This is a genomic window from Lysobacter claricitrinus, assembly GCF_045866565.1.
Taxonomy (GTDB): domain Bacteria; phylum Pseudomonadota; class Gammaproteobacteria; order Xanthomonadales; family Xanthomonadaceae; genus Cognatilysobacter; species Cognatilysobacter claricitrinus.
In genome coordinates this window covers 721,905-734,477 of sequence record NZ_BAAFZV010000002.1, presented here as the reverse complement: position 1 = coordinate 734,477, position 12,573 = coordinate 721,905, and the positions used below count along the sequence as shown (strand labels likewise).

Genomic DNA, 12,573 nt, shown 5'->3' with positions numbered 1-12,573 from the left:
CGTTTCCGGAGCCCGCCATGTCCGACGAAACACCCGTCCGCAACGTCTCCGACACCGCCCGCTGGGTCGCGATCTACCGCGCGATGGAAAGCGAGCGCAGCGACGCGATCTTCCACGACCCGTATGCGCGACGCCTCGGCGGCGAGCGCGGCGAAGCGATCGTGCGCGACATGCCGCGCGGCCGCTCCATGGCGTGGCCGATGATCGTTCGCACCGCGGTGATGGACGAGATCGTCATGCGTTGCATCGGCGAGGGCGCACGCACGGTGCTCAACCTCGCCGCCGGACTCGATGCGCGCCCCTATCGCCTCGACCTGCCCGCCGACCTGCGCTGGATGCACGTCGACCTGCCCGACATGCTCGCGTACTTCCGCGACGCGATGGCGAGCGAGACGCCGCGCTGCCGGCTCGAATTCCACGCCGCCGACCTGCGCGACGCGGAAGCCCGTCGCGCGTTGTTCTCCGACGCCGCGACGACCGGACCGGTCCTCGTCGTCACCGAAGGTCTGCTGGTCTACCTCGAACCCGACGACGTCGCCGCGCTCGCGCGCGACCTGCACGACGTCGCTCACGCGCGCTGGTGGCTGAGCGATCTCGCGTCGCCGCTGCTGCTCAAGCGCTACACCAAACACCTCGACAAGAAGCTTGCCGCGGGCAACGCGCCGTTCCGGTTCGCACCTGCCGAAGGCACCGCATGGTTTGCGCCCACGGGTTGGCGCGAACGCGAGTTCCGCTCGATGTGGGACGAATCCCTGCGCCTCAATCGGACGGTGCCGTTCGCACCGCTGTGGGTCGCGCTTTCGAAACTGCAACCGCGCGAGAAGCGCGACGCGATGCGCCGGATGTCCGGCATCGTGCTGATGGAGAGCAATAGCTGATGCGTCAACTGCGTTCCGTGTGCGTGTACTGCGGCTCCAATGCGGGCAATCGTCCGATCTATGCCGAGCGCGCGGCAGCGCTCGGACGTCGCCTCGCGCAGGACGGCGTCGCCGTCGTCTATGGCGGCGGCAACGTCGGGCTGATGGGCATCGTCGCCGATGCCGCGCTGGCGGCCGGCGGTGAAGTGATCGGCGTGATTCCGGAGCAACTGGTCAACTGGGAAGTCGCGCACCGCGGCCTGACGCGTCTGGAGGTCGTCGCGGACATGCACACGCGCAAGGCGCGCATGTTCGACCTGTCGGATGCGTTCATCGCCCTGCCCGGCGGCTTCGGCACGCTCGACGAGATGTTCGAGATGCTGACGTGGCGCCAGCTCGGCCTCGGCGACCGTCCGTGCGCGTTCCTCGACATCGACGGCTTCTACGTACCGCTGATGTCGATGCTCGATCGCATGGTCGCCGAGCGTTTCCTGCACCCGGAGCAGCGCAGCGACCTGTGGCACGGCGACGACATGGACGCGATGCTGGAGTGGATGCGCGCGTACAAGCCCGCGCAGGCCGACAAGTGGATGGACGAAAAGCGTCGCCGCGAAATCCGCTGAGCACGACACGAGACCCACGATGAGCCCGAGCAGCTTCCGCGCCTTCCGCATCCACGACGACGATCGCGGCTATCGCGCGGGCGTCGAAACGATTTCGATCGACGATCTCGCGCCCGGCGAAGTCGTCATCCGCACCGCGTATTCGTCGGTGAACTACAAGGACGCGCTGGCCGGCACCGGCAAGGGCAAGATCCTGCGTCGCGCACCGCTGGTGGGCGGCATCGACGTCGCCGGACACGTGGTCGAAAGTCGCGACGCGCGTTATCGCGAAGGCGATGCGGTGCTCGTCACCGGTAGCGGGCTGTCCGAAACGCGGGATGGCGGCTACGGCGAGTACGCGCGACTCGAAGCCGACTGGACGATTCCCCTGCCCGCTGGGCTGGACCTGCGCGAAGCGATGATTCTCGGCACTGCGGGGTTCACCGCCGCGCTCGCGCTGTACCGGATGCTGGAGAACGGGCAGACGCCGGGACACGGCCCGCTCGCGGTGACCGGCGCGACCGGTGGCGTCGGCTCGTTGGCGGTCGACATCTTTACGCGTGCCGGCTTCAAGGTGCACGCGATCAGCGGCAAGCCCGAACATGCCGACTACCTGCGCACGCTCGGGGCCACCGACGTGTTGCCGCGCGATGCGCTCGCCACCAGGCGCCCGATGGAGACCGCACGTTTCGGCGGCGGCCTCGACAACGTCGGCGGCGCGATGCTGGCCAGCCTGCTCGCGCAGACCGCGCCCTACGGCAACGTCACCAGCGCCGGGCTCGCGGCGTCGCCCGACCTGCCGACCACCGTCATGCCGTTCATCATCCGCGGCGTGTCGCTGCTGGGCGTGGCCTCGGCGGGTACCGCGCGCGGCATTCGTGAACAGGTCTGGGCGCACCTGGCCTCCGACTGGAAGCCTGCGCATCTCGACCGCATCCTCACCCGCGAGGTCGACCTCGACGGCCTGCCGGGCGTTTTCGACGGCATGCTGGCCGGCGGATCGTTCGGCAGGACGCTGGTTCGCCTCTGAGCTTGCCGTCCCGACACGCCGGGCCGTTACAATCGCGCCAACATCCGAGAGCGCACCATGGCCCGAATCCTGATCGTCGACGACTCGCCCTCCCAGCTGATGGGCATCCGACGCCTCGTCGAGAAACTCGGGCATGAAGCCCTGACCGCCGAAGACGGCGCCGCCGGTGTCGAAGCCGCGAAGCGCGAACTTCCGGACCTCATCCTGATGGACGTGGTGATGCCGAACCTCAACGGCTTCCAGGCCACGCGCGCGATCTCGCGTGAACCGTCGACCAAGCACATTCCGGTGGTGCTGGTGACGACCAAGGACCAGGACACCGACCGCATGTGGGGCATGCGCCAGGGCGCGAAGGCCTATATCACCAAGCCGTTCAACGACAACGACTTGGCCGAGATCATCGGGCAGTTGATGCCGGGCTGACCGTCGTACGTGTCGAAAGAAAAGGCCGCGCAATGCGCGGCCTTTTTCCTGGTCGATGATGCAGCGGCGACGTCAGTCGCGCTCGCCCGCGAACGCGTCGCGCAACGCTTCGTACGCCTGGATCTGGCCGACCGAATGCGCGCGCGGCGCGGTGATCTCCAGTTCGACGAGCTGGTCGCCCGGCGGATCGCCCGGCAGCCCGCGACCGCGCAGTCGCAACTTGCGGCCCGCGTCGGAGTTCGGGGGGATGCGCAGTTCGACGTCACCACCGAGCGTGGGCACGTGCAACGTCGCGCCCAGTGCCGCCTCCCAGGGCGCTACCTGCAGGACGTGGATGACGTTGCGGCCGTCGACTTCGAAATTCGGATGCGCGGCGTATTCGACTTCGAGCAGCAGGTCGCCGCCGGACGAGCCCTGCCCCGCGAGCCGGATGACCTGCCCTTCGCGCACGCCCTTGGGCACGCGCACGTCGAGCGTGCGACCGCCGACGCTGATGCGCACGGACTTGCCCTCGTATACCGACTCCAGCGGCACGGCGAGCTTCGCGCGCGTATCGCGGCGCGGCGCCGGGCCGCGTCCCATGCCGGGCCCGGGACGCCCGCCACCGCGACGCGACTGGCCGAACAGCCCTTCGAAAAAGTCGCTGAAGCCGCCGCCCGCACCGCCGCCAGCGAAGATCTCGTCGAAATCGACGCCACCGCCGAAGTCGCCGAAATCCTGCGGGCCCGGCTGCACGTCGTCGCCCGGCCGGTAGCCGCGCGCACGGAGCTGGTCATAGGCCTTGCGCTTGGCGGGGTCGCGCAGCGCCTCGTAGGCCTCGTTCACCGCCTTGAAGCGGTCCTCGGCGTCCTTTTCCTTGCTGACGTCGGGGTGGTACTTGCGCGCCAGCCGCCGGTAGGCCGTCTTGATCTCGGCGTCGCCCGCGCTGGGTTCGACGCCGAGCGTCTCGTAGTAGTCCTTGAACTGCATCCAGCGCTCCGCGGATCGTGGAAACGGCGGGCAGGCGCCGCCGACGGGCCGTCAGTGTAGTGGCCCGTCCGGAACGACGCCGTGTTCCGGCGCCGCCCGGATCGCACACGCGCACGTGCTTACTGTCGGGTGGCCTCGCCCTGCGCGTTGGCGCCTACCTGGATGCGACGCGGGGTGGTTTCCGGACGCTTGGGAATGCTGATTTCCAGCACGCCGTTGCGGCCGTTCGCAGTGATGCCCTCGGCGTCGGCGCTGTCGGGCAGCGCGAAGCGGCGATGGAACATGCCGTAGCGACGCTCGACGCGCGAATAGCGGCCCGTCTGCGCGTTGATCTCGCTCTTGCGCTCGCCGCGGATAGACAGGATGCCCTTGTCCATCAGCACTTCGACATCGTGCGGATCGACGCCCGGAAGATCGGCGCAGATCACGAAGCGGTTGGGCTCCTCGACGATGTCGACGCGCGGCGCCCACTGGCTGGTCACCACCGACGATTCGTCGTTGCCGGTCTCGTTGAGGTTGAAGAAGCGTTCGAAGAGCTGCTTGAACTCGTCCTGGAGCTGCGGGCCCGGACGCTGCTGCGGATACTGGTTCAGGCTCATGGCCGATCTCCTCATCGTGGAATGGCGGCGGTGCCGCTCTGCCGCGATAGCTAGTGGCAACGCCGCAGGTTTCAAGACCCCGCCCGCCCGTCGGCTGCGCGCCGTACACTGCGTTCAGACATCCGACAGGAGCACCCCCATGGCCCAGCCCGGCGACCGCATTCCCGAAGTCGTGGTCCAGCAGATCACCTCGAACGGCATCGAAAAGACCGACACGTTGTCGCTGTTCGGCACCGGCAAATCCGTGGTGTTCGCGGTGCCCGGCGCGTTCACGCCAACCTGTTCCGAACGTCACCTGCCGGGTTTCATCGAGCATTTCGACGAATTCCGTCGTCGTGGCTACGACGTCGCGTGCATGGCGGTGAACGACCCGTTCGTGATGCAGGCCTGGATGCGCAGCGCCGGCGTGCCCGACGGCATGCGCATGGTGGCCGACGGCAACGCCGAACTGTCGCGCGCGCTGGGGTTGGACCTCGACGCCTCGGCCTATGGCATGGGCATCCGCTCCAAGCGTTTCGCGATGGTCGTCGCCGATGGTGTGATCGAACAGCTGTTCGTCGAAGCGCCCGGCGAGTTCCGCGTGTCGACCGCCGAGAACCTGCTCGAAGCGACCGCGTAACGCCTAGCGCGACAACACGTCGAACGAGATCCGCGCCCACGCACCGCCCTGCGCGAGCGCGGTCAGCACGTGCGTGCCGCGGTCGGCGAACTGCAACGGCAGCGTCGACGCACCGGTCGTCTGCGCGACGAAGCGTCCGTCGAGCAGCCAGCGCACGTCGTCGTTGGTTCCGAGTGCGCGCACTTCGACGTGCACCGGTTTTCCGTCGCCCGATGCGAGGCCCGCGCCGTCGCGCACGCCGTCGATGTGCAGGGTGATCGCGGCGGCGCGGCCGTCGTCGCTGCAGTCGGGTGAAAGCGCGGGCAGCGACGACGCTTCGCGCTCGCGCTGCGTCAGCCACGGCGACGCGAGCACGGGCCACCGCGCGAGCGAGGTCGCACGACGCGCGTGCGGCTTGGAGCAATCGGCAGACACGCGCAGGCCCGACGTCGCATCGACGTCGATGTCCTCGCGACCCGCATTCCATGCGCGCGCCTGGCGTTCCGGCAACGTCGGCGGCACGGTGCCGTCGAGCGACCACGCCGTCATGCGCCGATGGCAGAGCGCGGCAGGTTGCGCGTCGGCCGGAACACCGAGCGGCCAGCACACATCGACTTCCGACACCGACGCGGGTTTCCTCGCGACCGACGCATTGCGCGAGTGCGGCAGGCTGTCGACGATCTCGAACAGCAGCGGCAGTGCGGTCACCGCGCCGTACTGGCCGGGCATCGGCGTACCGTCCGGGCGCCCCACCCACACGCCGATGGTGTACGCAGGCGTCGCGCCTAGCGCCCAGGCGTCGCGATAGCCATAGCTGGTGCCGGTCTTCCACGCGAGCGGCGTGCGGCCGCGCGCATCGAACAGGTCGCCGACGCTGCCCGGGCGCGGCGTGCGTTCGAGAATGTCGCGGATGATCCACGCGGCGCCTTCGCTCATGACGCGGCGATCGATGCGCCGGTCGCGCGGCGTGTAACGCACGCGTCCCGCCACGCCGCCGCGCGCAAGCGAGGCGTAAGCGCCGACGAGATCCTCGAGCTTCGCGCCCGTGCCGCCGAGGATCATCGACAGGTTCGGCGATGCGCCGTCCGGCCACTTCAGGCGCAGACCCGCGTGTTGCAGTCGCGCGTCGAACTTCACCGGGCCAAGGCGATCGAGCAGGTCGACCGCCGGCACATTGAGCGACAACCGTAGCGCTTCCGCCGCACCGATCGGCCCGTTGAACGCGGCGTCGAAATTTCCGGGCCGGTAATCACCGAACGACTGCGGCGCGTCGACGAGCAGGCTTTCGGAATGGATCAATCCATCGTCGAGCGCCATGCCGTACAGGAACGGCTTGAGCGTGGAACCCGGTGACCGCCATGCGCGCACCATGTCGACGTGGCCGAGGCGCGCGCTGTCGGCGATGTCGATGGAACCGACATAGGCGCGCGCTTCCATCGTGGTGTTGTCGACCACCAGCAACGCGGCGGACGTTCGCTCGGGAAGCGTCGAGAAATACGCAGCGACGCGATCCTCGACGACGCGTTGCAGGTCGAGGTCGATGGTCGATGCGATACGCGCTTCGTGCGGCGACGCGCTTCGCAGCCGCTGCGCCAGCAACGGCGCGAGGCGTGGCGCCTGCAGCGAGCGCGCGACGACGGGTTCGATGCGCGCGTCGCGTGCGTCGGCGGCCGACCAGACGCCGAGCGCGGCCATGCGCGCCAGCACCTTGTCGCGCGCCACGCGCGCGGCGTCGGGATGGCGATCGGGGCGCAGCCGACTCGGCGCCTGCGGGAGCACGGTGAGCAACGCCGCTTCGGCGTGCGACAGGCGTGAACTCGGTTTGCCGAGATAGGCCCAGCTCGCGGCTTCCACGCCTTCGATCGCACCACCGAACGGCGCGTGGTCGAGATACAGCTGCAGGATGCCGCGCTTGCCGACATGCACTTCGAGCTGCGCCGCACGGAACAGCTGGCGCAGCTTGCCACCGAGGTCGCGCGGATGCGGGTCGAGGATGCGCGCGACCTGCATGGTCAGCGTCGACCCGCCGGACACGACGTGCCGGTAGCGCAGCATCTGCCAGCCAGCGCGACCGAGCGCGTACGGATTGACGCCGGGATGCCGCCAGAACCAGCGGTCCTCGTACCCGATCAGTGCCTGCAGGTAGAGCGGCGATATCGCGTCGGCGCGCACCGGATAGCGCCAGACGCCGCGGCTGTCGGCGAACGCGCGCAGCGGCGTGCCGTCGCGCGCGAGCACGACGGCACCGCCGTCGCGTGGATTCGGCGGCGGCAACGGGAACGCGAGGTCGAGCAGCATCGCCGCGACCAGCAGCAGCTCGATCGCCAGCATCGCGCGCAATGCGCGGCCGCGGCGATCACTGCCGATCAACACCGAACGCCACGTACTAAACATCAGGACTTCCACTTCTCCGCCCGCCGCGACGTGTCAGTCACGTGCACGGCGGCGTATTGCGAAGGTCGCGCCGTCAGCGACCCGGCTCGACCACGCCGATCTTCGCCGGCACCGATTTGCCGACACCGCGGATCCACGGACGGTACATGTCCTCGACCAGCGGCGGCGGCACCGTGTAAGTGCCGGGCGTAACCGCGCGCACCAGATAGAACACGCGCGACGTGTCGCCGGCCGAAAGTTTGAGAGCGGCAACGTAGCGGTCGTCGCGGAACTCTTCGTGCTTCACTTCCGCTGCGTCCTTGCGGTCGGCGAGTTCGATGCCGTCGATGCTGACGTCGGCCCACTGCTTCTCGTCGCCGAGGTTGAAGTTCTCGATCTCGAGGCCGGCCGGCAGCAGGTCGGTGAACAGCGCGTCCGGCACGTCGTCCTGCGGTGTGATCGACACCGACACGATCAGTGCGTCGCCCTCCTCGAGCTTGCCGCCATTCCACGGCTGGCCATCGGGCGTGTACCAGTGACGGACGATGCCGATGCGCGAATCGTCGAACGCCGGCGGGTCGCGCGGAATGCCGGCGATATCAACGGTGCCGTACAGCGTGCCCGTGCCGGTGGGCGCGAACGCCACGCCGCCGCGCAGTGCATCGATATCGAAGAGGCGCGCCTGCAGCTTTGCGCCGGGCACCGGCGTGGTCGCACCGGCGACACGCCAGGTGCCGACGACCTGCCGCGACGTATCGACCATCAGCTGTTTGCCAAGACGCGCCAGCGCCACCTGCTCCTGCGTACTGAAATAGATGCCGTAGGGCGAGCGACGCGAATCGATCTCGCGAACGAGCGCCATCAGGCGCGTGTCGAACGCTTTCGGTGCGAGCCCATGACGACGCGTCAGCGCCAGCATCAGTGCGTCGTCACGAACGCGGCTGCCGTAATCGCCGAGGTAGGACGGCCGCGCATCGGGATCGCGATCGAACCCGTCCTGGATCGCGCGCACGCCGCGCGCACGATCACCCTGCAGCGCGAGCGCGAGGCCCAGGTGCACCAGCGGCAGGCCGGTGATGCTCTGCTTGCGGTCGTTGTCGTACAGCCCGCGCAATGTGCCGAGGGGCGCACGGTTGACGCGCGCGAGCACGTAACCGGCATGTGCCTGGTAGGCGAAGCGCAGGTGTTCGCGGTTGTCGTAGCCGTAGAAGCCGCTGCTGCCGCCGAGCAGGTCGTCGCTCATCGCCTTCAACGCCTTCTGCAGCACGTTGTCCGGAATGGCGAAGCCGGCGTCGCGCGCGTCGAGCAGGAACTCGGCGACGTACGGTGTGATCAGCGGATTGACGCTGTCGTCGTCAGCGCCCCACATCGAGAAGTGGCCGGACGCGACCTGCATGCCCGAGATGCGCGCGAACGCGCCGTTCATGCGTGCAAGTCGCTTCTTCGCATCCAGGCCCGGCACGCCGAGCATGCGTGCCGTCGCGTCGTCGAGCATCAGTGCCGCGTAGCCCTTGCTCGTGGTCTGCTCGATGCAGCCGTAGGGATAGTCGAGCGCGCCCTGCAACGCAGCAGCGAATGGAATCGGCGGGACCGGGCTCACGGTGAGTCGCGCCGCCACCGAATCGGCAATGAGCCCGTCGGCCATGTTCGCCGGCAGCGTGAGCGATGCGGGCGCTTCCACCGTCGACGTCTGCGTACGAACCACCTGCGGCCATGCGGGGCGAACCGGCAGGTCGAAGCCACGATCCACGCGCGACGCGTTTCCATCGACGCGGATTCGCACGCGACCGGTGCCGAAGCCCTCCTTCGCGGTCAGCGGGAAGGTCAGCGACAGCTTCTGCTCCGCTGCGAGCGTGACGTTTCGCGCGCCTTCGGTGATGGCAAGCGGGCCGGTCGAATCGACGTTGACGTGGAACGTGCCGGCGTGGCCTGTGAAGTTCTGCACGTCGAGCGTGACGCGGCTGGTGTCGCCCGGAGCGAGCACGCGCGGCATGCTCGGCTCCGCCAGGATCGGCGCGCGGACGATGCTTTCCTTGGCGACGCTTCCGTAGCGGCCGCCCGAATACACCACCGCGGACACGCGCAACGTGCCGTTGAAGTCGGGCACCGGCAGGCGCAGGCGCGCGATGCCTTTCGCGTCGAGCGCGACAGGCCCGGCGAAGAGGTCCACCGTCTGCACGTGCGCGGTCGGTCGTCGTGCCTGTGGCAACGCCGGCAGCGCCATGTCGCCACCGAACTTCAGGCGCGCGGTACCGCCGTCGAAGCTTTCAATCACGCGCCCGTAGATGTCGTAGGCGTCGACGCCGAGCCGGCGCTGCGCAAAGAAGTGCTTCGCGGCGTCGGGGACGGGGAACTGCGTGATGTTGAGGATGCCCACGTCGACCGCCGACACCACTACGTTCGCGCGTTGCCCCGCAAGTTGCGGCACGGCGATCGTGACCGGCAGGTCGCGCTCCGGTCGCATCTTCGCGGGAACGGCGATGCCGACCGCGACGCGGCGGTCGCGGCGATCCATCGGCACGTAGGCGACACCGACCGCACGCGCCGGTGTGACCTTGCTGACCGCACTGCCACCGCGGAACACGAGCGCCGTCACGTAGACGTCGTGGCGCTCCCAGTCCTTCGTCACAGGAATTTCGAAGGTGCTGCCGGCTTTCACGTCGACCGACTGCACGTACAGCATGTGATCCGACTCCACGATCAGCAGGCCGCGGCCCGGATTGGGCGGCGTGACGGTGACCTTGAGCGTGTCGCCGGCGCGATAGCCGGTCTTGTCGAGCGCGAGTTTGACCTTGTCGGGGCGCGCGTCGAGCCCACGGTTCTCGTCGTTCCAGCTCCACCCGGCGGTAAACGGATAGCGCGATGTCAGCTTGGTCTGCGGGTCGTACACATCGACGCGGTAGTCGCCCCACTCCACCGGGAAATCGATGCTCGCAGCGTCGTTGCCGACGTCGACGCTGCGCGTCTGCACGTTCTCGAAGCGTCGGGTGAACGCGTAGTCCCAGCCGTTGTCCTCGTCGTAATCCCAGTGGTAGTCGCGGCGCTCGCGCACCAGCGTGACGCGCAGGCCGCTGGCCGGACGCGGACGGCCCTGCGCATCCATGCGAACGATCTGGAAGCGCGCCGACGCGTTCGCGCTCGCGCCGTCGTCCGGGTCGAACATCGGGCGTACGCCCACCAGCGCGTCCGCCGGCCACATCACGCGCTTGACGCTGCGGTTGACCGTGCGGCCACCCGTTTCGTACACGCTGCCGCTCAGCATCAGCGCGATCGGGGAAACGGGCTTCGCTTCCTTCGGCAGCGCGATGTCGACATCGAAACGGCCGTTCGGGTCGAGCGTGGTGTCGACGACATCGTCGGCCTTGTCCGGCAGTTGCAACGTGGCGTCGCCGAAGAAGTAGCCGGGCAACTTCTCGAGCGGATGCTGTTCGACGGCGATCGCGAGCCGCGCGGTGAAGCGGTTGCCGGCGGCCGGCGCGCCGTACAGGTAACCGCTCTGCACGTGCAGCTTGAGCGGCTGGCCGGGTGCGACGACCGGTTGCGCGGTGAGGTCGAGCTTCAGGCGTTCGGGCAGGAACTCCTCGACGCGTAGGGTCATGCCGTCGACGGCCTCCTTGCTGCCCGGATCGGTGCGGAACTCGACGCGCCAGCGGCCCGTGGGCGCGTCCTCCGGAATCAGCTGGTCCTGGCGCACGTAGCCCTGCGCGTCAGGCTGCAGGCGCGATTCGATCAGCGTCTTGCCGTCGGGCTGCACGTAACGCACGTAGACGGGCTGGGCCTTCTTGCCGGCGGCGATGACCAGCGGATTGCCGTCGTGGTCGCGAAGCAGCGCGGACAGATGCACGGTTTCGCCGGGGCGATACAGGTCGCGTCCCGCCCATGCGAACACGTCGAACCACGCCTGCTCGCGACCGGCCACCGCGAACTCGGACAGGTCGAGCGCCGGCTGGTTGAACGGCAGCATGGTGACGTCGCTGCCGCGGCGCGCGATCAGCACGTGCGCGGCGTCGAGCTTGTAGTCAAGCAACGCGTTGCCGTTGGAGTCGGTGGTGCCCTTGAACACCGGGTTGCCGGCGGCGTCGAGAACGCGCAGGTCGACGCCGCCCGTGCCGGAACCATCGAGCAGCGATGCGGTGTGGACGAACAGGCGGTCCTTGTAGGCGCGCGCGTGCAGGCCGAGGTCGCTGACGGTGAAGAACGCGGTCTCGAAGTCGTCCTTGAACGCGCCCGACTTCTTCATCACCGCGAAGTACAGGCCGGGCTCCTGCAGTTCCTTGATGTCCTGGATCGGCAGGTAGGTCAGCACGCGTTCGTTGGCCTTGCCGCCCAGCACGAACCGGTTGACGTAGACGGGGTCGGCGATGCGCGACAGCGCGCGGTGCTCGCGACCGTCGTTGTCGAGGTCCCAGCTGCCGCGGCGGCCGCCGCGCTGGTACTCGGCGAAGAACTTCGGAAGCTCGCCGTCGCGAACGCGCAGGAACTCGACGTCCACCTCGGGCACGTTGATCGACACCACCGGCAGCCCGCGTGTTTCGCGCGCGGGCAGCACGCTCCCCTGCGACGCGAATCCGACCACGGGATCGAGCGGGCCCGTGTAGACCTTGCGTTCGAGTTGGCTGCCGATGCGACTGCCGTCGGCGGCGGTCAGCCCCGGGTACGCGACGACGAGGTAGTGCCGGCTCGGCTCGACATGCGGGAAGCGCAGGATCTTCGCACCCTCGTCCAGCACCCAGCCGCCGTCCACGCGCCCGCCCTTGTCGTCGCGCACGACGATCAGGCCGTCGAATGGTTGCGTGGGTGCGAGCGGGCGGCTGAACTCGACCGCGATGGCCAGTTCGTCGTCGGACTTGTCGGGGTAGACCGAGGCGATGCCGAACTCGCCCGCCGCGACGCGCCTGGCGCGGATCGCCTCGCCGCCAGGCGTCGGCAACTCGCCGTCGGTATCGCGCTTGCACGCCCCGAGCCCGATCGCCAGAACAAGACACATCAAGATCATCGCGCCGATGCGGCGCGAGGCTGCGGATCCGTCCGCGCGTTGCATGCGTGGCATGCGTGCCCCCATCGAGAATGCACGCAGTATAGGCATCCGCAAACGCGCGAAAACGCATGCCGACGGACGGCG

The 12,573-nt window shown here is 68.7% G+C and carries 9 protein-coding genes; 5 read left to right on the top strand and 4 right to left on the bottom strand.

What is annotated here, in order from left to right:
- Positions 1-17 precede the first annotated feature (17 nt).
- The 4 genes from ACKTTN_RS08275 to ACKTTN_RS08260 are packed head-to-tail and all read left to right on the top strand — an operon-like array spanning position 18 to position 2,912.
- Positions 18-878 (top strand): class I SAM-dependent methyltransferase, encoded by an 861-nt coding sequence (locus ACKTTN_RS08275; protein ID WP_407909378.1) that lies wholly within the window; start codon positions 18-20, stop codon positions 876-878.
- Positions 879-886: 8 nt separating this feature from the next.
- Positions 887-1,480, top strand: coding sequence for an LOG family protein (locus tag ACKTTN_RS08270; protein WP_407910048.1), 594 nt, complete (start codon positions 887-889; stop codon positions 1,478-1,480).
- Between the two features lie 19 nt (positions 1,481-1,499).
- Positions 1,500-2,489 (top strand): YhdH/YhfP family quinone oxidoreductase, encoded by a 990-nt coding sequence (locus ACKTTN_RS08265; RefSeq protein ID WP_407909377.1) that lies wholly within the window; start codon positions 1,500-1,502, stop codon positions 2,487-2,489.
- A 57-nt stretch (positions 2,490-2,546) separates the two neighbouring features.
- On the top strand, positions 2,547-2,912 hold the full coding sequence (locus tag ACKTTN_RS08260) for a response regulator (RefSeq protein ID WP_407909376.1): 366 nt from the start codon (positions 2,547-2,549) through the stop codon (positions 2,910-2,912).
- A gap of 72 nt (positions 2,913-2,984) precedes the next feature.
- On the opposite strand, the gene ACKTTN_RS08255 is transcribed toward ACKTTN_RS08260, so the two are convergent.
- Positions 2,985-3,881, bottom strand: a complete 897-nt coding sequence (locus ACKTTN_RS08255; protein WP_407909375.1) for a DnaJ C-terminal domain-containing protein — start codon at positions 3,879-3,881, stop codon at positions 2,985-2,987.
- 119 nt (positions 3,882-4,000) lie between these two features.
- Positions 4,001-4,480 (bottom strand): Hsp20/alpha crystallin family protein, encoded by a 480-nt coding sequence (locus tag ACKTTN_RS08250; protein ID WP_407909374.1) that lies wholly within the window; start codon positions 4,478-4,480, stop codon positions 4,001-4,003.
- Positions 4,481-4,619: 139 nt separating this feature from the next.
- Here ACKTTN_RS08250 and ACKTTN_RS08245 point away from each other — a divergent pair, with 139 nt between their 5' ends.
- Positions 4,620-5,099, top strand: coding sequence for a peroxiredoxin (locus ACKTTN_RS08245; RefSeq protein WP_407909373.1), 480 nt, complete (start codon positions 4,620-4,622; stop codon positions 5,097-5,099).
- 3 nt (positions 5,100-5,102) lie between these two features.
- On the opposite strand, the gene pbpC is transcribed toward ACKTTN_RS08245, so the two are convergent.
- Complete coding sequence (gene pbpC / locus ACKTTN_RS08240) at positions 5,103-7,409, bottom strand: penicillin-binding protein 1C (protein ID WP_407910047.1); 2,307 nt, start codon at positions 7,407-7,409, stop codon at positions 5,103-5,105.
- Between the two features lie 136 nt (positions 7,410-7,545).
- Entirely contained in the window at positions 7,546-12,492 is a 4,947-nt protein-coding gene (locus ACKTTN_RS08235; protein WP_407909372.1) for an alpha-2-macroglobulin family protein, read from the bottom strand.
- Positions 12,493-12,573 lie beyond the last annotated feature (81 nt).